This window comes from Actinokineospora sp. NPDC004072 (assembly GCF_053604195.1).
This window is the reverse complement of the sequence record NZ_JBSGHB010000001.1, coordinates 496,220-516,359: the sequence shown is the minus strand read 5'-3', so window position 1 is coordinate 516,359 and position 20,140 is coordinate 496,220. Positions and strand designations below refer to the sequence as shown.

Sequence of the window (20,140 nt, the reverse complement as noted above, 5' to 3'; positions counted from 1 at the left end):
ACGGCAGCACAGCCTGCCCGGTCGCGGACCTCAAGGCGAGCAGGCCCCCGGCGTGGCGCGCCGGAACTTGGCCCGGTAGTCGCGGGGGCGGCAGCCGGTGAGCCGGGCGAACACGGCGCTGAACGCCCCCGGGTCGCGGTAGCCGACGTCGGCTGCGATCGCGGTCACCGTCCGGTCGGTCGTCTCCAGCAGGTGCCGCGCCCGGCGCACGCGGGCGTCCTGCAGGTGGGCCAGCGGGGTCGTGCCGGTCTCGGCGCGGAAGCGGCGCAGGAGGGTGCGGGTGCTGACGTGGAAGGCGCCTGCCAGCAGCGCCAGGTCGTAGGGCTCGCGCAGGTGCTGGTCCAGCCACCGCCGCACGGCGTCGGCGAAGCCGGTCCCGGTCGTGGCCAGCAGCCCGAGGTCGACGTACGGGGCCTGGCTGGACCGGGCGTCGTCGACGAGCGCGATGCGCGCGGTCGCCCTGGCGACCCGGCTGCCGTGGTGCTCGCGGATGAGGTCGAGGGCGAAGTCGTACATCGCGCTGAACGCCGCCGTCGTGGTCACCCCGCTGTCGGTGACGACCAGCTCGCCCGGCCGGATGTCGGCGGCCGGGCGCCTGCGGGCGAGCGCGTCGGCGAACAGCCACGAGGTCGTCGCCCGCCGCCCGTCCAGCAGCCCGGCCTCGGCCAGCAGGAACGCCCCGACGCACAGCGACACCACTGCCGTGCCCGAGCGCGCGTAGGACCCGATCGCCTCGACCTCGGGCCGCAGCCCGCCGAGGACGGCATCGACGTCGACCGCGGGCCGCAGCTCGAACCCGGGCACGACCAGGACGTCGACCTCCCGCAGGGGCCGCACCGCGATCGGCGCGCCACCGGAGGCGGTGACCCGCCGCCGCGGCGAGAGGAACTCGACGGCGTGCGGCTCGGCGTCGGCCACGTGCGCGGCCATCGTGAGCAGGTCGGGCACCCCGAACACCTCGGACGCGAAGCACCCCGGGTAGGCGAGCACGCCGACGCGAAGACCGACCACGGTGGCGAGATTACCCCGGCATGTGGCGATCTCGCCCCTGTCCGCGCCCCGATCCAGCAGGCCACGATGCCGCCATGACGACCACCGCCCCCGGGGCCGCCGACGCCCTCGACGACTTCACCGCGCGCCAGATCGACGTCGGCGGGGTCAGCAAGACCGTCCACGTCAGCGGGTCCGGTCCCGCCGTGGTGCTGATGCCGGAGATGCCGGGCATCAGCCCGGACGTGGTCCGCTTCGCCCGCTGGATCAGGGACGCAGGCCTCACCGTCTACCTGCCGTCCCTCTTCGGCGTCGACGGCGCCTACCCGACCGCGGCCGAGGGCGAGCGGATCATGCGCAGGGCGTGCGTCAGCGCCGAGTTCCGCGCGTTCGCGGGCGGCGGCACGAGCCCGGTGGTGACCTGGCTGCGCGGCCTGGCCGCCCAGGCGCTGGCCGAGTGCGGCGGGCCCGGGGTTGGCGCGGTGGGGCTGTGCTTCACCGGCAACTTCGCGCTGGCGATGGCGCTGGAACCGGCGGTCGTCGCGCCGGTCGTCAACCACCCCGCGCTCCCGCTGGACGACCCGGCAGGCCTGGAGCTGAGCCCCGAGGACGCCGCCGCGGTGCGCGAGCGCGTCCAGCGCGACGGCCTGACCGTCCTGGCCTACCGCTTCGACAACGACCGGTGGTGCACCGGCCAGCGCTTCGCCGCCTACCGCGCGCTCCTCGGCGACGCCTTCGACGGCCGGGTCCTGCCCGGGGACCGGGCCAACCCGGACCCGCCGCCGTTCTTCCGCGATGTCGTCGGCAGCCCGCACAGCGTCGTCACCGCCCACCTGGTCGACGAGGCGGGCCACCCGACGGTCCAGGCGCGCGACGAGATCGTCGCCTTCCTCGCCGAGCGCCTGACCACCGGGTGATCAGAACTCCGGTGGCGCCTGCAGGTCGTGGGCGCGGAAGAGGATGGCGTGCTCGACGCCCATCGCCTTGCCGCTCATCGCGGTGAACATGGGGATCAGCTCCGCGGGCGCGGGGTGGTCGGGGAGCGCGGCGAGGTAGGCGGCGTGCGCCTCCAGCGAGGCGATCCCGCGGCGCAGCGGCTCACCCGTGACGTCCACGCCGTGGGTGGCCGAGCCCGTCATCGCGGGGACGATGTACCAGCGCACCGAGTGCGCCGCCAGGCCCTCGTCATCGATCTGCTCGGGGAAGACCCAGCGGTTGCCCGCGTCGCGGATCGCGTCGAGGGTGGCCAGCCCGGCCGCCCGGTGGTCGGCCTGGTCGAACCCGTAGGGCGTCTCCACCTCGAACCCCGCGCCGACCACCACGTCGGGCTGGAAGCGGCGGATCTCCCGGCAGATGTCCCGGCGCAGGTCCAGCCCGTAGACCAGCACGCCGTCGGGGTGCTCCAGGACGGTCAGGTGCTCGACCCCGACGACCGCGCAGGCGGCCCGCTGCTCGGCGACCCGCACCCGCGCGGTCTCCTCCGGCGGGCTGGGCATGCCCGCCTCGCCGCGGGTGAGCAGGAGGTAGCCGACCTCGATCCCGCGCGCGGTCCACCGGGCTACAGCCGCGGACGTGCCGTACTCCATGTCGTCGGGATGCGCGACGACGCAGAGCACGCGCCGGAAGGACTCCTCGGGGAGGGCGGGCACCGTCATGCCGGCTATCCTCGCGCGTCCTCCAGCTCCGCGCAGCCCCCGCCGGGCGCCTGCTCCCCGCGCAGGTCCAGCGCCCACGTCTGGCCGACGAGGTCGTGGCCGAACCTGCGGTGCGGCTCCTCGCTCACCAGGGTGAAGCCGAAGGCCTGGTAGATCCGGCGCGCGGACACCAGCACGTCGTTGGTCCACAGCGTCACCCGCTCGTAGCCCGCGGCCCGCGCGAAGTCCAGGCACTCGGCGACCAGCCGCGTCCCCAGCCCGCAGCCCCGGCCCTCCGGGGTGACCAGCAGGGTCCGCAGCTTGGCTGCGCCCGGCTCGTCGCCTGCGACCAGGAAGATGCAGCCCACCCGCTGCCCGTCGACCTCGGCGATCCACCCGGCCTCGCGCCGCGGGTCGTGCCCGCCCGCGAAGTCGGCGACGATCTTGGCGACCAGCGCCTCGAACTCGCCGTTCCACCCGAACTGCCGGTGGTAGACCTCGCCGTGGGCCAGCACCACCCAGCCCAGGTCCCCGGGTTGGTCGGCGCGGCGCACGGTGGCTCGCTGCTGCTCCTGCTGCGACATGGCCTGTCTCTCCGTCGGTACTGAAACAGTCGTTTCAGTTAGGCTAGCGGCGTGCCCCAGCCCGCGCCAACCCCTTCCGCCCGGCAGACCGAGCTGCTGGAGGCGGCCTACCGCTACGCCTTGGCCCACGGCCTGGCCGAGCTGTCCCTGCGCCCGCTGGCCGAGGCGATCGGCTCCAGCCCCCGCGTCCTGCTCTACCTCTTCGGCAGCAAGGACGGCCTCCTGCGCGCCCTGCTGGCCCGCGCCCGCACCGACGAGCTGGCCCTGCTGTCCCGGATCAGCCACCCCGACCAGCCCCCCGGCCTGGCCCCGGCCGTCGCGCGCGTCTGGACCTGGCTGGCCGCCGCGGAGCACCGCCCCCTGCTCCGCCTGTGGGTCGAGGCCTACACCCGCTCCCTGGTCGAACCCGACGGCCCCTGGGCGGGCTTCGCCCGGTCGACGGTGACCGACTGGCTCGCCGTCCTCGCCACCTGCCAGCCCCCCGCCGAACGCACCACCCGCCTCGGCCGAACCCGCCGCACCCTCGCCCTCTCAATCCTGCGCGGCGCCCTCCTCGACCTCCTGGCCACCGGCGACGAGAAGCGCCTCACCGAGGCCGTCCACCACCAGCTCACCCTGCTCCAGCCCTGACACCGAGGTCCCACTCGGTACACAGTGGACAGTGCTGGCGCGCGAGATGTAGCGACATTATTTCGACTATTCGCTATCAAGATAATGGGCTTTTGTGCTGGGCGCCTTGGAGGATACGGCCAGTGAAGAACGGCACGGCACAACAACGCTTGGAAGCGAAAGGTCCGGGTGTGCGGTCGGGTGGGGGTGGTGAATGCGCTGGTAGCGGCCGATGCGGTGTCAGACCAGGCAGCCGTGTTCGCGTGCTGAGAGCGGGATGAGAACGTGCGTGGATAGTGTCGGGTGTGTGGACTGGGCACTGGTCGGGGATGGGCGCCCGCGGTGGCGGGGTGCTCGGTGACCGCCGCGCCCTTCACCTACTGCGCGCCGCGGACCGTGGAGGACGCGGTGCGGGAGTTGGCGCGGCCGGGGGCGGTGGCGCTGGCGGGTGGGCAGAGCCTGGTGCGGGCGCTGACGCAGCGGGTTGTGCGGCCGGAGGTGGTCGTCGACATCAACGGGGTCGAAGGGCTCGATCGCGTTGATGTCGCCGGTGATCGGGTGGTGGTGGGGGCGCTGGTGCGGATGCGGGCGGTGGAGCGGGATCCGGTGGTGGCCGAGGCGTTGCCCGTTCTGGTGGATGCGGTGCGCATGGTCGGGCATCCGCAGGTGCGCACGCGGGCGACCATCGGCGGATCGCTCTGCCAGGCCGACCCGTCAGCCGAGTTGCCGGTGGTGGCCGTCGCGCTCGGGGCGCGGCTGGTGCTGCGGTCGCTGGCTGCTGACGGGGAGGTACGCACGCGAGTTGTGGCGGCCGCCGAGTTCTTCTCCGCCCCCGGGACGACCCGCGCGCCGGGAGAACTGCTGACCGCCGTCGAGTTCCCCAGACCGGACCGGGCCGCGGTGGCCGAGTTCTCCGTGCGCACCAACGACTTGCCGCTAGCGGTGGTCTGCGCGGCGGTGACCGGTGATGTCGTGCGTGCCGCCGCGGGCGGGATCGCGGATCGGCCGGTGATCACCCAGCTCGACGGCGGGGGGCTCGGCGTCGACCACGCCCCGCCCGCAGGCCCGCACGCTACGCCGGAGTACCGGCTGGCGCTCGTCCGGACGCTGTTGGCGCAGGTGGAGGAGCGGTTGCGATGAACCAGATCCGGTTCACCCTCAACGCCGTCGAGCAGTCCTGCGCCGTCGAGCCGCGCACGACCCTCGCCGAGCTGCTGCGCGACGGGCTGGGCATGACCGGCACGCACGTGGGCTGCGAACAGGGCTTCTGCGGCTCGTGCACGGTGCTGCTCGACGGCGAACCCGTGCGCGCCTGCCTGCTGCTGGCGGTCCAGGTCGACGGGCACGCCGTGGAGACCGTCGAAGGGCTCGCCGAGGACGGGGAGCCCACCGCGCTCCAGCGCAGGTTCGCCGAGCGCAACGCCCTGCAGTGCGGGTTCTGCACGCCCGGCATCCTGATGTCGCTCACCGCCGCGGAGCGGGCGAAGCTGAGCGCCGCCGAGGTCGAGACCACCGTGCTGGCCGGGCACCTGTGCCGCTGCACCGGGTACGAGGCCGTGCGCGCCGCCATCCGCGAGCACTGGGAGGCGCGGTGAGCTGGATCGGGACCTCGGCCACCCGGCCCGACGCGCTGCGGCTGGCGGCGGGGCGCGGGCAGTTCGTCGACGACCTGCCTGCCGACCGGCACGCCGCCATCGTCCGCAGCCCGGTGCCGCACGGGCGCCTCCTCGGCGTGCGCGTGCCCGACCTGCCCCCGGGCACGACCGTGATCACCCCGGCCGACGTGGCCCGCCTGGCCGCGCCGATCCCGGTGCTCTCGACCATGCCCGGCCAGCAGCAGCGCACGATTCCCCTGGTGGATGAGGTGCTGCGGTACGTCGGCCAGCCCGTGGCCGTCGTCGTCGCGCCTGGGCGCGCGGCCGCCGAGGACGCCGCCGAGCGCATCGGCCTGGACATCGAGGAACTGCCGGGCGTCGCGGGCATCGCCGCCGCGCTCGCCGAGGACGCCCCGCAGCTGTACGCGGGCGGCAACATCGCGGGCGAGGTGCACCTGGGCGACCCGCCCGAGGTGCTGGAGGCGGCCATCGCGGGGGCCGCGTACGTGATCACCCGCGACTTCGCCGTCCAGCGGGTCCTGCCGTCGTCGCTGGAGCCGCGCGGGGTCGTCGCCGAGTGGTCGCCCGCGCTGCGCGAGCTGACGGCGTGGGCGTCGACGCAGGTCCCGCACCTGCTGCAGCGCGAAGCCGCCGCGGTGCTGGGGCTGCGGGTCGACCAGGTGCGCGTGGTCACCCCGGACATCGGCGGGGCCTTCGGCGGCAAGGCGTTCCCGCAGCCCGACGAGCTGCTGGCCTGCCTGGCCGCGGTGGTCGTCGGCGGGCGGGTCAAGTGGGTGGAGACGCGCGCGGAGAGCGTGGTCGCCGCCCCGCACGGGCGCGGCCAGCGCGCGACCGCCACCCTCGCCCTGGACGCGGACGGCCGCTTCACCGCCCTGCGCGTGCGCGTCGACGGCGATCTCGGCGCTTACGCCACGCAGGCGGGCAATGGGCCATTCGTGGTCACCGGCGTCACCGCGGTCGGCCCGTACCGGTTCGCCGCGGCGGGCTCGACCGTGCGCGGGGTCTACACCACCGCGACCCCGACTTCGGCCTACCGGGGATACGGGATGCAGGAGTCGGCGTGGGTGCGCGAGCGCCTGGTCGACGAGGCCGCCCGCGAACTGGGGATCGATCCGGTCGAGCTGCGGCTGCGCAACCTGATCCGCCCGGACGAGCTGCCGCACACCACCCGGACCCACCTGGTCTACGACTCCGGGGACTACCCCGCCGCGCTGCGCCGGGCCGTCGAGCTGGCCGAGCCGCGGCCCTCGGCGGGGCGGGTGCGGCGGGGTGTCGGCTACGCCTGCTCGGTGGAGATCACCGGGTACGGCCCGACCAGCGTGCTCCGGCTGGCGGGCAACCGCGCCGCGGGCTGGGAGAGCGCGCGCGTGCGGGTCAACGAGGACGGCACGGTCACCGCCGCGGCCGGGGTGACCGCGCTGGGGCAGGGCGTGGAGACCGCGCTCGCCCAGATCACCGCCGAGCACCTGGCCGTGCCGCTGGAGTGGGTGCGGGTGCGGCTGGGCGACACCGCGAGCACGCCGCGCTCGGACCTGGCCGCCCAGGCCAGCCGCTCGATCGTGCTGGCGGGCGGGGCATTGGTGCGCGCCGCGGACCGCATGCGGCGGCGCATGGCCGAGCTGGCCGCCGCCGCGCTGGACGTCGAGGCCGTCGACTGGGACGGCAGCCATTTCCACGCGGGCGAACGCCGGATCGCGTGGGCCGAGGTCGCCGAACTCGGCTGGCTGGGCTGGGCGCGCGAGGCAGGCGGGACGATCCGGCTGGAGGAGCAGGCCGACTTCGACCCGCCCTCGGAGGCGTTCTCCTACGCGGTGCACGGGGCCGCCGTCGCCGTGGACCTGGACACCGGGCGGGTGTCCGTTGAGGACTACTGGGCGGTCAGCGACAGCGGCGTCCTGGTCAACCCGGGCATCGCCGAAGGGCAGATCGCGGGCGGGATCGCGCAGGGGATCGGCGTGGCCCTGCGCGAGGATGCGGACCCCGGTCCCGGCGGCGTCCCCCGCGTCAGCGGGTGGCAGGACTACCTGCTGCCCACCGCGGACGACGTGCCGCGGCTGCGCCTGGAGCACCGGCAGACGCCGAGCCCGCACGTGCCCGGCGGGTTCAAGGGGCTGGGGGAGTCCGGGGTGATCCCGGCCCCGGCCGCGGTCGGCAACGCCGTGGCCGCCGCGGTGCCCGAGATCGCGGCAGGACTGGTGGCGACCCCATTCACCCCGCTGCGGGTGTGGGAATTGCTGCGCCGCGCCGGGCTAACCGGGGACAGATCCGGAACTGTCGCGGCATCGCCGATGCGGTGATGGTTGGCCGCTGATTCAATGCGATTACCGTTCGCGCTCTCCGCAGCGTGCGGGGCGATTGGTTCGGCAGGGGGAGTTAAGTGGTCCAACCGGGTGTTGACCCGGCTTTGAGCTGGGCAGAGAGAAGTGAGTAGCTATTAAGAACGCGCTGGGGGACGACGATTGTCCTCGGTAACCGGCACTACTCCGTTCCGGTGGTATGGGTGTCCGGTTCGACGTGTTTGGCAAAGCGTTGATACGCTGCACTTGATCTTCCACGCTGGTTGGTGGAGTTTGTGCTTCAGTCTTTCCGTGAGTCATGTCAGCAGACGCCAGAGGGGGCTGTCGCCTTATGTACTTCCGCGTCCTGGGTTCGCTCGAAGCAGGTGTCGGTGGCACGACCGTCAACGTGGGGCGCAACCGGCAGCGCATCGTGCTCGCCCTGCTGCTGGCCGCCCCGGGCCGCACGGTCACCATCCCGGAGTTCGTGGAGGCGCTGTGGGGCGGGCGTCCGCCGAAGACGGCGGCCGAGCAGGTCCAGACCTGCGTCTGGCGGTTACGCCGCTCGTTCTCCCTCGCGGGAGCCGCACCCGACCTCATCGAGACCACCGCAGCGGGCTACGCGCTGCGCATCGACCCGCAGGCCGTTGACGCCCACCAGTTCACCCGCGGCGTCGACGAGGCCCGCGCCCTGGCTGCCCAGGGCGACAAGTCGTTGGCGGCCAAGCGGTTCCGCTGCGCGCTGTCGCTCTTCCGCGGGCCGGTGCTCGCCGAGGTGGAGAGCCCGGTGGTGCAGGCGATGGCCGCGCAGTGGGAGGAGCGCAGGCTGGCCGTGCTGGAGGAGTGCGTCGCGCTGGAGATCGAGTGCGGCCGCGCCCGCGAGCTGATCGATGAGCTGACCACCCTGGTCGAGCAGTACCCGCTGCGCGAGGGCCTGCGCGCGCACCTGATGTGCGCGCTCTACAGCGCCGACCGCCGGGCCGAGGCGCTGGACGTCTACGCCCGCGGCCGCGCCCGGCTCATCGATGAGCTGGGGCTGGAACCGGGCCGGGCGCTGCGCGAGATGCAGCAGCGCATCCTGGCGGGCGAGCCCGCCGCGGCGGCCGCGGCCGAGCCTCCAGCGAGCACGCCGGTGCCCGCGCAGTTGGTCTCGACTATGCCCGACTTCGTGCCCCGCCCGGAGCACGAGGACCGCATCCGCGCCGCGCTGACCGCCCGCCACGAGGTCGCGCCCCGGGTGTGCGGCGTGCACGGCGACTTCGGCTCCGGCAAGTCCGCGCTGGCCGTGCACGTGGCCCACCAGGTGCGCGGGGAGTTCCCGGACGGCCAGCTCTACGCCGACCTGCGCGGCTCCCACGCCGACCCGGTGCCGGTGCTCGACGTCCTCGGCCGGTTCCTGCGCGCCCTGGGCGTGCCGGATTCGGCCATGCCCGCCGACCAGGCCGAGCGGTCGGGCCTGTTCCGCAGCCTCATCGACGGCAAGCGCATCCTGGTGCTGCTCGACGACGTGCCCACATCCGACTGGATATGCCCGGTCATGCCCGCGCACCCGGAGGCCGCGCTGCTGATGACCAGCCGCTGCCACATGGCCGACGTGCCCGGCTCGGTGCCGGTCAAGGTGGGCGCGCTGACCGTCGAGCAGTCGGTGCGGCTGCTGCGCAGCGTCGTCGGCGACGAGCGCGTGGCCGCCGACCCGGAGGCCGCTGCCTGCCTGGTGAACGCCACCGGCCGGTTGCCGCTGTCGGTGCGCGCCGCAGCCGCGCGGCTGGCCGCCCGCCACCGCCTGCCCGTCCGGCACCTCGCCCAGCGGCTCAGCGACCCGGCCCGGCGGCTGGACGAGCTGTCCCACGGCGCGCTGAACGTGCGCTCGCACCTGGCGCCCAGCGCCGACGCGCTGCCCGAGCGGGCCCGCCGGGTGTGGCTGGCCCTGGGCCTGCTGGAGGTGCCCGACTTCGCCGCGTGGGTGGTCGCCGCGGCGACCAGCACCCCGATCCCGGTGGTGGAGCCGGTGCTGGAGCACCTGGTCGACCGCGGGCTGCTGCATGCGGCGGGCACCGACCACATGGGCGTGCTGCGCTACCGGATGCACGAGCTGGTCGGCCTCTACGCCCGCGAGCGCGCGATGCGGGAGCTCTCGCCCGCCCAGCGCGCCGAGCTCCTCGACCGCGCCGCAGGCTGCTGGCTCGGCCTGGCCCAGCGCGCCGAGCAGCTGCTCAGCGGCGTCCCCGAGGACTCCGAGCTGCTGGAGTGCCCGCACGGCGCCTGCACGCAGATGATCGAAATGGTGGAGTCCGACCCGGGCGGCTGGCTGCTGCTGGAGGCCGAGGGCCTGCGCTTCGCCGCTCGCCACCGGGCCGCGGCCGTCCCGCCGCCGGACGTCGAGCCCTGGGTGTTCAGCGCCGAGGTCACCGAGCTGACCTCGCCGCGCGCGTGGTGACCGCCGCCTGCCCGGTTCAGCGCCCGGGCGGGGCGAAGCTCTCCGAGCAGGAGTTGGGCTCGGGCGCCCAGCCGTTGGCGGCGATGACGTGCTCCAGCGCCTCGGCCAGGGTGACCAGCCGGTCGTCGGGGAGGTGGTCGCCGAAGACGGCGGCGACGGCGGCGCGGTAGACCGGCTGGGACTCCTCAAGAGCCTTGCGGCCCAGCGGGGTCAGCTCCGCCCAGGTGGCCCGGCGGTCGGTGGGGCTCAGCACGCGCGCGACCCAGGCCGACTGGTCCTCCAGCTTGGCGACCAGCCGGGTCGTGCCGCTCTTGGACAGCATCAGCGACTTGGCCAGCTCGCCCATGCGGACGGTGCCGCCGTGGGCGTCGAGGGTGGCCAGCAGCTCGTGCTCGGCCAGCGTCATCCCGGACCGGGCGCGCAGGGCGGCGTCCAGCCGGGCGTTGGCCATGCTGGTGAACCGGTAGATCGCGGCCCACGCCTGGTGCTGGCGGTTCGGCATCAGCTGAGTATAGCTCGCAACTGTTGACAGGTGAACGTTTCCCGGCGTACTGTTCGTTCGTGAACAGTCCTGGGGTGAATCGTTGAGAGGTGAACAATGACGGTTCGGATCGCCGTGATCTACTACTCGGCCACCGGCACCATCCACGCCCTCGCCGAGGGGATCGCCCGGGGCGCGGAGAGCGCGGGCGCCGAGGTCCGGCTGCGCCGCGCCGCCGAGCTGGTCCCCGACCACCTGATCGACCAGAACCCGGAGTGGCGGGCGCACCTGGAGGCCACCGCGCACATCCCGGTCGCCACGCACGACGACCTGCGCTGGGCCGACGGCTACGCCTTCGGCACCCCGACGCGCTTCGGCAACGTCTCCTCGCAGCTCAAGCAGTTCCTCGACTCCACGGCCGGGCTGTGGCACGAGGGCGTCATGGTCGGCCGCGCGGCCACCGGCTTCACCAGCAGCTACGAGGTGCACGGCGGCCAGGAGACCACGCTCGTGGCCCTCTACAACGTCATGCACCACTGGGGGACGGTCATCGTCCCGACCGGCTACGCCGACTACGACATCATCCACGCCGCGGGCGGCAACCCCTACGGCATCAGCACCACCCACACCGACGAGGACCGCAAGAAGGACGTCCAGATCGCCGCCGAGTTCCACGGCGCCCGCTTCGCCCGCATCGCCGCCGCCCTCAAGACGGTGCGCGACCAGGGCTGAGGTCCCGCCCCCCAACCGAATACCGCGCTCGACCGACGGCCGCCGGGGTCTTCCCCCGGCGGCCGTCGCCGCGCGTGCGGCGGAGCAGGGGGGAAGAGCGCAGGGGGAGAGGGCAGGGGGAGAGGGCAGGGGGAAGAGGGCAGAGGGAGGACAGGGGAAGAGGGCACAGAGAAGAGGGCAGGGGGAAGAGGGCAGAGGGAGGACAGGGGAAGAGGGCACAGAGAAGAGGGCAGGGGAGAGGTTGCGGAGAGTGGGGCGAGAGGCGGCGCTCCTAGCGTGGGCTGCGAGGTGATCGCGCAATCCGCGAGGGCCGCCCTCCAAACGGCCCGTGATCGGCAGAGGCGGTGTCCATGCCAGACCGAATCGCGCCCGAGGAAGTGCGGGAGGACGACTTCCGGGCGCTCATGGCCGGGTTCCCGACCGGGGTGGCCGTGGTGACCGCGCTCGCCGCAGGCGGCATCCCGTGGGGGATGACCTGCTCGGCGGTGTGCAGCGTGACCGTCGAGCCGCCGACCCTGCTGGTCTGCCTGCGCAGCGCCAGCCCGACCCTGGCCGCGGTGACCGCCGCGGGCGCGTTCGCGGTCAACCTGCTCGACCACGACGCGCGGCGGACCGCGGAGCTGTTCGCCTCCGGCGACCCGCGCCGCTTCGACCGCGTCGAGTGGACGGTCGACGCGGAGGCGGGCGGGCCGCACCTGCGCGAGGACGCCCACTCGGTGGCCGACTGCGCCGTCGCCCGCACCGAGCCGATCGGCGACCACACCATCGTCATCGGCACGGTCACCCGCGTGCTGCGCCGGGGTGTCCGGCGCCCCCTGCTCTACGGGCTGCGGTCCTACTCGGCCTGGCCCGAACCCGCCAACGCCTGACCCGACAGAGAGGAGAACCGGCATGGCCGCCAGCACCGAGGCCTTCGCACCGGTCGCCGACCCGCACGAGCACACCGCCAACTTCGCCAAGGCGTTCAACTCCGGCGACCCGGCCGCCGTCGTGGCCACGATGGACCCCCGCGCGGTGTTCGTCCGCGCCCCCGGCGACCCCGTCACCGGCGACGACGCCCGCAAGGCCGTCGCCGACTTCCTGGCGCTGGGCCTGCCGATGGAGATCGAGGACCGGCACGTCTACGTCGCCGACGACACCGCGCTGATCATCGCCGACTGGCGGGTCGAGGGCACCACGCCCGACGGGCAGCAGCTGAGCCTGCAGGGCTCCAGCACCGACGTGCTGCGCCGCGGGGCCGACGGGCTCTGGCGCTCCATCATCGACAACCCGCACGGCACCGCCGCGCCGTAGCGAGCCCCGACCCACCCCCCGCACCGCACCTGATCCGAGGAGACGACCGTGACCACCACCCTGCCCGCGCCCGCGCGCACCGAGCACCCCGACTGGTCCGCCCGCCCCACCACAGCAGAGGGCTGGGTGGCCAGGGCGCACGAGGTCGCCGCGGTGCTCGCCGAGGGCGCAGCCGAGCGCGACCGGGCCAACCGCACCCCGCACCGGGAGATCCAGATCATCAAGGACGCCGGGCTGGCGACCCTGCTCGGCCCCGCCGAGCACGGCGGCGGCGGGCAGGAGTGGCCGACCGCCTACAAGGTCGTGCGCGCCATCGGCGCGGCCGACGGCTCCATCGGCCAGCTCCTGGGCGACCACTACACCTGGTGCTGGCTGCCGCGCATGGTCGGCACCGCCGAGCAGATCGAGCGCGTCGAGCGCGACGCCGCCCGCGGCAACTGGTTCTTCGGCTGCGCCCTCAACCCGCGCGACGCCGACGTGGTGGCCACCGACGAGGGCGACCACCTGGTGCTCAGCGGCAAGAAGAGCTTCTGCACCGGCATCAAGGTCTCCGACCACGCCGTGCTCGAAGGCGTGCTCGACAGCGGCGACCACGTCATCGGCATCGTGCCCACCGACCAGCCCGGGATCGTCTACCACGACAACTGGGACAACATGGGCCAGCGCCTCACCGACAGCGGCGGGGTGACCATCCGCGACGTGAAGGTGCCGTGGGAGGACGCGCTCGGCTTCACCGGCAAGAAGTTCCAGCCGACGGCGTACATGACGATGAACGTCCCCATCGGGCAGCTGCTGTTCGCCAACCTGTGGCTGGGCGTGGCCAACGGCGCGCTCAACGCCGCCATCGAGTACACCCAGGGCAAGCGCGGCTGGGGTGGCTACGAGCGCACCGTGGACGAGCCGCGCGTGCAGGACACCATCGGCGACCTGACCGCCAAGCTGTGGGCCGTCGAGGCGTTCGCCGACCAGGTGGCCGAGGAGGGCCTGCCGCTGCACCGCGACCGGCTGTCGGTCACCCCGCGCATGCGCGGGGAGTACAAGGTCCGCACCGCCGCGGTCAAGGCCCGCGCCGACGAGGTCGCCCTGGAGGTGACCACCCGGATCTTCGAGGTGACCGGCGCCCGCTCGACCGCCAACGCCTTCGGCTTCGACCGGTTCTGGCGCAACGTGCGCACCCACACGCTGCACCACCCGGTGGCCTACCAGCGCCGCGAGGTCGGCCTGTTCCGGCTCTGCGACGAGATCCCCGAGCCCGCCCGCTACAGCTAGCCGCGCCAGAGGAGTCCCGCCCGTGTCCACCACCGCACCCCCGCCCGCCGCCGCCCGCGACGCGCTCCCCGCCCCGCCCGCGGTCCGGCTCAACGACGGCACGACGATCCCGCAAGTCGGCTTCGGGGTGTTCATGATCTCCCCCGACGACGTGGTCGGCCCGCTGGCCACCGCGATCGACACCGGCTACCGGCTCATCGACACCGCCGCCGCCTACGGCAACGAGGAAGGCGTCGGCAAGGCGATCGCCAACAGCGGCGTGCCGCGCTCGGAGTTCGTGGTCACCACCAAGCTGTGGAACGACGCCCACGGCTACGACGAGACGCTGCGCGCCTTCGACGCCAGCGCCCAGCGGCTCGGGATGGACGTCGTCGACCTCTACCTCATCCACTTCCCGCGGCCCGCGCTCGGCAGGTACCCGGGCAGCTGGCGGGCCATGACCCGGCTGCGCGACGAGGGCCGCATCCGCTCGATCGGGGTGTCCAACTTCGGCGTGGCCGAGCTGGACCGCCTCGCCGCGGAGACCGGGGTCGTGCCCGCGGTCAACCAGGTCGAGCTGCACCCGATGTTCCAGCAGGAGGAGCTGCGGGCCGCCCACGCCGAGCGGGGCATCGTCACCCAGGCGTGGAGCCCGCTGGGCCGCAACCAGGGCCTGCTCCAGCACCCGGACGTGGTGGCGGTCGCCGCCGCGGTGGGCCGCACCCCCGCCCAGGTCGTGCTGCGCTGGCACCTGCAGCTGGGCGTGGTGGTGATCCCCAAGTCGGAGCGGGCCGACCGCATCCGGGCCAACTTCGACCTGACCGGCTTCGCCCTCGACGACGCCCAGATGGCGGCGCTGGGCAGGCTCGGCGAGCAGCGCTGCAACCCCGTGCCCGGCACCTTGTTCGACGTGTCCTGAGAGGAGCAACCGGTGTCCAAGATCCGTACCCGGGAGGACCTGGTCGGCCCGCTGTTCGGGGCCGCGGCCTTCCAGATGCTGCGCGCGGGCGTCGAACTCGGCCTGTTCGCGCTGCTGCGGGAGAAGGGCGAGCTGGCCGCGGCCGACATCGGCCCCGCGCTGGGCCTGTCCGAGCGGTCCACCCGCATCCTGCTGCTGGGCGCCACCGCGCTCGGGCTGACCGAGGTGGCCGACGGCCGCTACCGCAACGCCGAGGTCCTCTCGCGCATGTTCGACGACGGCTCGTGGGAGATCTTCGCCGACATCGTCGACTTCGAGGCCCAGCTGGTGTACCTGCCGCTGTCGGACCTGGTGGAGTCGCTGCGCACCGACACCAACGCCGGGTTGCAGCGGTTCGCGGGCACCGGCGACGACCTCTACCACCGGCTGCCGGAGACCCCGCACCTGGAAGCGCTGTTCTACCGGTGCATGCGGTCCTGGTCGCGGCTGTCCAACCCGGTCCTGGTCGCCAAGGCCGACCTGACGGGCGTGCGGCGGGTGCTCGACGTCGGCGGCGGCGACGGGGTCAACGCCATCGCCCTGGCCAAGGCCAACCCGGGCGTCCGGTTCACCGTCGTGGACCTGCCCGGCGCCGTGGAGATCGCGCGCGGCAAGGTCGCCGACGCGGGCCTGGCCGACCGCATCGACGTCGCCCCGCTCGACATCTTCAACGACCCCTACCCGCCGGGCCACGACGCGGTCCTGTTCGCCAACCAGCTGGTGATCTGGTCCCCGGAGCAGAACGTCGCGCTGCTGCGCCGGGCCCACGACGCGCTGCCCGAGGGCGGCCGGGTCATGGTGTTCAACGTGATGTCCGACGACTCCGGCGACGGGCCGCTGTACTCGGCGCTGGACAACGCCTACTTCGCCACGCTCACCGCGCCGCGCAGCATGATCTACCCCTGGGCGGCCTACGAGGGCTGGCTGCGCGAGGCCGGGTTCGGCGCGGTGCGCCGCGCCCCCGGCGACACCTGGACCCCGCACGGCGTGATCAGCGGCGTGAAGGGGGCCGCGGGCTGAGGGACGCCCCGGCCCGCGGCGCGGCGAGGGGTGGTCGGTGGTGGGCGGGACGGTCCCCCTGCCCACCACCGCCGCTCTCCGCCGCTGAGACCGACCGGAGAGCGGGCGCGGCTAGCGTCGATGCGGCTTTCCAGTTGCGGTTGGTGAGGCGACGAAGGATGCGGCGAGCAGGTGAGATCGACCGGGTGCTTGCGGAACTGCGGTCCGCGGCCCCCCGGCGCGGGCTGCCGGTCGACGCGGTCACCCGCGAGCGGCTGCGCCGCCTGTCCACGGTGCTGGTGCGGGTGCACCGGCACGCGGCCCACGAGTACCGGCGCTTCCGGGCGGCGGCCGACCGCGACGTCGCGGTCCCGCTGGACCGCATCCGGGAGCTGGTCGCCCACCGCCGCATCCTGGTGACGGGGGAGACCGCGCGCGTCGGCGACGCGCTGTGCGAGGCGCTGCTGGAGATGAACCCGCGCCTGCTGACCACCGTCGGCCCCGGCCCGGCAGGCGTGGTCGAGCACCACCGGGTGGACGTGCGCGACCGGGCCGCGGTCGCCAGGGCCGTCGGCGCGGCGCGGCCCGACATCGTCTTCCACCTCATCGGCCAAACCGACCTCGACGCCGACCACGAGCTCGGCGACGACCCCGGCCACCGCACCGCGGCCACCACCATCCTGGGCACCCGGCACGTGGTCGACGCCGCCGTGGGCACCCGCGTGGGCGCGCTGGTGCTGGGCTCGACGGAGCGCTCGCTGCTGCCGTACTCCCGCGACTCGGTGGCCGCGGCCGAGCGCATCGCCGAGCTGATCGTGGCCGACGCCGCGACCCGCGGCCTGCTGCGCACGGCGGTGGCGCGCGCCGCGCACGTGGTGGACCGCTCGCCGCTGGTCGAGCGCCTGCGCCGGGCTGGCCGGGAGGACTCGGTGGTGTGGCTGCCCGCCACCGGCTGCCGCTTCCACGTCCAGTCGGCCCGCGAGTGCGTCCGGCTGCTGCTGGCGACCGCGCTGGGAGCAGGCGAAGGCGCCTCCGGCCTGCACGCGCTGCGCGACCTCTCCTACCCCGTGCGCGCGTTCGACCTCGTGGTCGGCGTGCTCGCCGAGGAGGGCCTGTCATCGGTGCCGCTGGCCGACGACACCAGCGAGCACGAGGCGTGCCCCGACCTGACGGGCCCGATGGGCGTCTCCGGCACCAGCGCCCTGTTCAACCCGTTCGAGGCCCCGCTGGCAGTGCCCTCGGCCGCCCCCGCCATCGACGTCGTCCCCGTCCGCTTCCGCCTCCCCACAATCGCGGGCAGGCTCATGGACCGCATCGACGAGCACAGCGCCGCCGACAACGCCGACGCCGTCCTCTCCGCCGTCGACCACCTGGCCCGCACCCTCCTGGAGGGCATGCTCGCCCAAGCCCCACCCCCCATCATCCGCCTGGTAGCCCGCCTCACCGCCCCCCGCCGAGCCTCCATGAGCCCCACCGACCGCATGGTCGACGACCGCGTCCGCTGGTGGGCGGAGCGGTGAAGAGCGACCGGGGAAGGCCGCGCCGCGCGTGCCGCCGCTCCCACGAGTGCCGGCGGCCGCGTGGTGGGCGGGACGATGATCGCCGAGCGGAGAAGGGCTTGCTGGCTCCGGTGTGCTGTGACTGCTTCCCCGAGCGCCAGCGACCGCATGGTCCGCGGCCGGGGCTGCCGGTGGGCGCAGCGGTGAAGGGCGACCGGGGAAGGCCGCGCCGCGCTTGTGGCCCCGTCCGCGAGTGCCGGCGGCCGCGTGGTGGGCGGCCGTGGCTGCTTTGTGGGCGCAACGGTGAACGCCGAGCGGGGAAGGGCTTGCTGGCTTCGGTGTGCTGTGGCCGCTTCCGCGAGGGCCGGCGACTGCATGGTCGACGACCGCGTCCGCTGGTGGGCGGAGCGGTGACAGGCGACCCGAGGGCGCTTGCTGGTAGCTGGCCGCGGCGTCGCGGTTGGCAGGGCTTTGTGGAGTGGGCGGCGGCTGGGTGGTCGCGGCTGGCAGGGCCTTGAGTGTCGGGCGGCCGGTGGTCGCTCGTGTCCGCCGATCGGTGGGCTGGAATCCACGGAAGGGAAAGGACTTGCTGTGAACCGCGCGTTGGTGTTCCTGATCGCCAGCCAGGTTGTCGGGTCGCTCGGGTTGGCTGCGGGGGCGGCGTCGGGGCCGTTGCTCGCCGAGCTGATCACCGGGTCGGCGGCGTCGGGGTCGGTGGCGATGTCGGCGCTGGTCGCCGGGTCGGCGCTGGCTGGGCCGTTGGCCGCGGCGCTGATGCGCCGCGGGGGTCGGATGCGCGGCATCCTGGCCTGCCATGCCGCGGCCGCGATAGGCGCGGCCATTGCGGTGTTCTCCGTCGACTGGGGCTTCGCGGCGCTGCTGGTCGGGTCCGTGCTGCTGGGCGCGGGCACGACCGGGGTGATGCTGGGCCGCTACGTGGCCGCCGACCTCGCCGAACCGGGCCGCGCCGCGCGGGCGATCGGCGCCGCGGTGGCCGCGGTGACCATCGGGGCCGTGGTCGGCCCGCTGCTGCTCGGCCCGCTCGGCCCGGTCGCGCAGGCGCTGGGCTTCGTCCCCGAGACCGCGCTGCACCTGCTGGCCGTGGTCGCCTTCCCCGCGGCCGCGGTGATCGGCCTGGGCCTGCTGGCGCGCACCAAGCCCGTGGGGGAGCCCGCCCCCGCGCGCGGCCGGGTGCCCGGGCGGGCGCGGCCGCTGGCGGTGCTCGGCCTGGGCAACCTGTCGATGGTGGCGCTCATGGGCGCCGCCCCCAACCACCTGCAGCACAACGGCGCGGGCCTGGACCTCGTCGGCGTGGTCATGGCCGTCCACATCGGAGCGATGTTCGCCTTCGGGCCGCTCTCGGCCGCGCTGGCCGCCCGGCTGGGCCCGCAGAAGCTGGCCCTCGCGGCGATGGTCGGCATGTCCGCGCTGATGCTGCTCGGCCTGGCCAGCGGCAACCTGGTGGTGGACCTGGCGCTGCTCATCCTCGTCGCCCTGTTCTGGAACGCCCACCTCATCAGCGGCAGCATGTGGCTCATCGAGGTCACCCCGGAGGAGCTGCGGCCGCGGGCCGAGGGCTTCGGCGAGTTCGCGATGGGCGCGGCGGGCGCCCTGGGCAGCCTGGTGATCGCGGGCGCGATGGTGGCCATCGGCGGGCTGGTCGCGCTGTGCCTGGCGCTGGCGGTGCTCAACGCCGTCGCCGCCGCGGTGCTCTTCGCGGGCAGGCGCGGCGCGGCGGGCGCGGATCTGCCAGTCTCGGCGGGGAACCAGGAACCGGAGGTGACATGGGAACCGACGAGCCGGTGATGGCGCCCAGCCGCTTCGCCGACCGCATCCGCGCCGACCAGTCGGCGCGGTGGCCGGTGGCGGCGGGCCGCTACCGGATGATGGCCAGCCGCGCCTGCCCCTTCGCCAGCCGGGCGATCGTCGCCCGCAGGCTGCTCGGGCTGGAGGACGCGCTGTCGCTGGCCATCGCCGACCCCATCCAGGACGAGCGGGGGTGGCGCTTCTCCCTAGACCCGGGCGGGCGCGACCCCGTCCTCGGCGTCCGCTACGTCAGCGAGCCCTACCTGGCCGCCGAACCCGGCTACGACGGCGGCTTCCCCGTCCCGGCCATCGTCGACGTCCCCAGCGGGCACGTGGTCACCAACGACTTCGCCACGATCCCGCTGGACTTCGCCACCGAGTGGCGCGCCCTGCACCGCCCCGGCGCGCCCGACCTCTACCCCGAGCGCCTGCGGGACGAGATCGACGCGCTCAACGCCGACCTGCACCGCGACGTCGTCGTCGGCGTCTACGAGGTGGGAATGGCCCGCAGCCAGCAGTCCTACGACCGGGCCTTCGCCGCGCTGTTCGCCCGGCTGGACGCGCTGGAGGAGCGCCTGGCCACCCGCCGCTACCTGATGGGCGGGGCGATCACCGACCCGGACGTGCACCTGTTCCCCAGCCTCGTCCGGTTCGACCACGTCTACCACGGCCACTTCCGCTGCAACCGGGTCAAGCTCACCGAGCTGCCCAACCTCTGGGCCTACGCCCGCGACCTGTTCCAGACCCCCGGCTTCGGGGACACGGTCGACTTCGACCACATCCACCGCCACTACCACCTGGTGCTGGACGAGTCGAACCCGCACCACATCCTGCCCGGCGGCCCCGACCGCAGGCGGTGGCTGACCCCGCACGGCCGCGAGGCCATGGGCGGCTCCCCGTTCGGCGACGGCGTCCCGCCCGGCCCGCCCCGCGAACCGGTCTCACCCGCGGGCCTGGTCGCCTGACGGGCGCAGGCCC

The 20,140-nt window shown here is 74.2% G+C and carries 19 protein-coding genes; 15 read left to right on the top strand and 4 right to left on the bottom strand.

Features of this window, described 5'->3' with window-relative positions; all coding sequences use genetic code 11:
* Nucleotides 1-30: 30 nt before the first annotated feature.
* The gene (locus tag ACWEPX_RS02185) at nucleotides 31-1,011 is read right to left on the bottom strand and encodes a GlxA family transcriptional regulator (RefSeq protein WP_451895227.1); all 981 of its coding nucleotides are present in this window, start codon (nucleotides 1,009-1,011) and stop codon (nucleotides 31-33) included.
* 74 nt (nucleotides 1,012-1,085) lie between these two features.
* Between ACWEPX_RS02185 and ACWEPX_RS02180 the strand changes: the two genes are divergently transcribed.
* A complete protein-coding gene (locus ACWEPX_RS02180) occupies nucleotides 1,086-1,907 on the top strand; it encodes a dienelactone hydrolase family protein (protein ID WP_451895226.1) in 822 nt (273 codons plus the stop codon).
* Here the strand turns inward: ACWEPX_RS02180 and ACWEPX_RS02175 are convergent, their stop codons facing one another.
* Complete coding sequence (locus ACWEPX_RS02175; RefSeq protein ID WP_451895225.1) at nucleotides 1,908-2,645, bottom strand: PIG-L deacetylase family protein; 738 nt, start codon at nucleotides 2,643-2,645, stop codon at nucleotides 1,908-1,910.
* 5 nt (nucleotides 2,646-2,650) lie between these two features.
* Complete coding sequence (locus ACWEPX_RS02170) at nucleotides 2,651-3,208, bottom strand: GNAT family N-acetyltransferase (protein ID WP_451895224.1); 558 nt, start codon at nucleotides 3,206-3,208, stop codon at nucleotides 2,651-2,653.
* Nucleotides 3,209-3,259: 51 nt separating this feature from the next.
* Between ACWEPX_RS02170 and ACWEPX_RS02165 the strand changes: the two genes are divergently transcribed.
* From ACWEPX_RS02165 to ACWEPX_RS02145, 5 genes are all read left to right on the top strand, one after another.
* On the top strand, nucleotides 3,260-3,838 hold the full coding sequence (locus ACWEPX_RS02165) for a TetR/AcrR family transcriptional regulator (protein WP_451895223.1): 579 nt from the start codon (nucleotides 3,260-3,262) through the stop codon (nucleotides 3,836-3,838).
* 336 nt (nucleotides 3,839-4,174) lie between these two features.
* Nucleotides 4,175-4,957 carry an FAD binding domain-containing protein gene (locus ACWEPX_RS02160; protein ID WP_451895222.1) on the top strand — a complete coding sequence of 261 codons (783 nt, stop codon included), beginning with the start codon at nucleotides 4,175-4,177 and terminating at the stop codon, nucleotides 4,955-4,957.
* Complete coding sequence (locus ACWEPX_RS02155) at nucleotides 4,954-5,412, top strand: (2Fe-2S)-binding protein (RefSeq protein ID WP_451895221.1); 459 nt, start codon at nucleotides 4,954-4,956, stop codon at nucleotides 5,410-5,412. Before ACWEPX_RS02160 ends, ACWEPX_RS02155 begins: the two co-directional genes overlap by 4 nt.
* Nucleotides 5,409-7,730: a xanthine dehydrogenase family protein molybdopterin-binding subunit gene (locus ACWEPX_RS02150; protein WP_451895220.1), complete on the top strand. Its 2,322-nt coding sequence runs from the start codon at nucleotides 5,409-5,411 to the stop codon at nucleotides 7,728-7,730. Before ACWEPX_RS02155 ends, ACWEPX_RS02150 begins: the two co-directional genes overlap by 4 nt.
* Nucleotides 7,731-8,118: 388 nt before the next feature.
* The gene (locus ACWEPX_RS02145; protein WP_451895219.1) at nucleotides 8,119-10,146 is read left to right on the top strand and encodes a BTAD domain-containing putative transcriptional regulator; all 2,028 of its coding nucleotides are present in this window, start codon (nucleotides 8,119-8,121) and stop codon (nucleotides 10,144-10,146) included.
* Nucleotides 10,147-10,162: 16 nt separating this feature from the next.
* On the opposite strand, the gene ACWEPX_RS02140 is transcribed toward ACWEPX_RS02145, so the two are convergent.
* Nucleotides 10,163-10,648, bottom strand: a complete 486-nt coding sequence (locus tag ACWEPX_RS02140; protein WP_451895218.1) for a MarR family winged helix-turn-helix transcriptional regulator — start codon at nucleotides 10,646-10,648, stop codon at nucleotides 10,163-10,165.
* A 96-nt stretch (nucleotides 10,649-10,744) separates the two neighbouring features.
* On the opposite strand from ACWEPX_RS02140, the gene wrbA reads away from it, so the two are divergent.
* The 9 genes from wrbA (at nucleotide 10,745) to ACWEPX_RS02095 (ending at nucleotide 20,127) form a co-directional block, all read left to right on the top strand.
* Nucleotides 10,745-11,359: an NAD(P)H:quinone oxidoreductase gene (gene wrbA / locus ACWEPX_RS02135; protein ID WP_451895217.1), complete on the top strand. Its 615-nt coding sequence runs from the start codon at nucleotides 10,745-10,747 to the stop codon at nucleotides 11,357-11,359.
* A gap of 350 nt (nucleotides 11,360-11,709) precedes the next feature.
* The gene (locus ACWEPX_RS02130; protein WP_451895216.1) at nucleotides 11,710-12,228 is read left to right on the top strand and encodes a flavin reductase family protein; all 519 of its coding nucleotides are present in this window, start codon (nucleotides 11,710-11,712) and stop codon (nucleotides 12,226-12,228) included.
* A gap of 22 nt (nucleotides 12,229-12,250) precedes the next feature.
* Entirely contained in the window at nucleotides 12,251-12,652 is a 402-nt protein-coding gene (locus ACWEPX_RS02125) for a YybH family protein (RefSeq protein ID WP_451895215.1), read from the top strand.
* 48 nt (nucleotides 12,653-12,700) lie between these two features.
* Nucleotides 12,701-13,921: an acyl-CoA dehydrogenase family protein gene (locus ACWEPX_RS02120; RefSeq protein ID WP_451895214.1), complete on the top strand. Its 1,221-nt coding sequence runs from the start codon at nucleotides 12,701-12,703 to the stop codon at nucleotides 13,919-13,921.
* Between the two features lie 133 nt (nucleotides 13,922-14,054).
* Entirely contained in the window at nucleotides 14,055-14,819 is a 765-nt protein-coding gene (locus ACWEPX_RS02115) for an aldo/keto reductase (protein WP_451895264.1), read from the top strand.
* Nucleotides 14,820-14,831: 12 nt separating this feature from the next.
* A complete protein-coding gene (locus ACWEPX_RS02110; protein ID WP_451895213.1) occupies nucleotides 14,832-15,878 on the top strand; it encodes a methyltransferase in 1,047 nt (348 codons plus the stop codon).
* A gap of 158 nt (nucleotides 15,879-16,036) precedes the next feature.
* A complete protein-coding gene (locus tag ACWEPX_RS02105) occupies nucleotides 16,037-17,377 on the top strand; it encodes an NAD-dependent epimerase/dehydratase family protein (protein WP_451895212.1) in 1,341 nt (446 codons plus the stop codon).
* Between the two features lie 570 nt (nucleotides 17,378-17,947).
* Nucleotides 17,948-19,162 (top strand): MFS transporter, encoded by a 1,215-nt coding sequence (locus tag ACWEPX_RS02100; protein ID WP_451895211.1) that lies wholly within the window; start codon nucleotides 17,948-17,950, stop codon nucleotides 19,160-19,162.
* Nucleotides 19,141-20,127 (top strand): glutathione S-transferase C-terminal domain-containing protein, encoded by a 987-nt coding sequence (locus ACWEPX_RS02095; RefSeq protein ID WP_451895210.1) that lies wholly within the window; start codon nucleotides 19,141-19,143, stop codon nucleotides 20,125-20,127. The genes ACWEPX_RS02100 and ACWEPX_RS02095 overlap by 22 nt, the downstream gene beginning before the upstream one ends.
* Nucleotides 20,128-20,140: the final 13 nt, after the last annotated feature.

Coding starts and splice junctions, on each gene's coding strand:
- ACWEPX_RS02180 (WP_451895226.1), top strand. CDS start 1,086: ATGACGACCACCGCCCCCGGGGCCGCCGACGCCCTCGACGACTTCACC.
- ACWEPX_RS02170 (WP_451895224.1), bottom strand. CDS start 3,208: ATGTCGCAGCAGGAGCAGCAGCGAGCCACCGTGCGCCGCGCCGACCAA.
- ACWEPX_RS02175 (WP_451895225.1), bottom strand. CDS start 2,645: ATGACGGTGCCCGCCCTCCCCGAGGAGTCCTTCCGGCGCGTGCTCTGC.
- ACWEPX_RS02155 (WP_451895221.1), top strand. CDS start 4,954: ATGAACCAGATCCGGTTCACCCTCAACGCCGTCGAGCAGTCCTGCGCC.
- ACWEPX_RS02130 (WP_451895216.1), top strand. CDS start 11,710: ATGCCAGACCGAATCGCGCCCGAGGAAGTGCGGGAGGACGACTTCCGG.
- ACWEPX_RS02140 (WP_451895218.1), bottom strand. CDS start 10,648: ATGCCGAACCGCCAGCACCAGGCGTGGGCCGCGATCTACCGGTTCACC.
- ACWEPX_RS02125 (WP_451895215.1), top strand. CDS start 12,251: ATGGCCGCCAGCACCGAGGCCTTCGCACCGGTCGCCGACCCGCACGAG.
- ACWEPX_RS02105 (WP_451895212.1), top strand. CDS start 16,037: ATGCGGCGAGCAGGTGAGATCGACCGGGTGCTTGCGGAACTGCGGTCC.
- ACWEPX_RS02095 (WP_451895210.1), top strand. CDS start 19,141: ATGGGAACCGACGAGCCGGTGATGGCGCCCAGCCGCTTCGCCGACCGC.
- ACWEPX_RS02115 (WP_451895264.1), top strand. CDS start 14,055: ATGATCTCCCCCGACGACGTGGTCGGCCCGCTGGCCACCGCGATCGAC.
- wrbA (WP_451895217.1), top strand. CDS start 10,745: ATGACGGTTCGGATCGCCGTGATCTACTACTCGGCCACCGGCACCATC.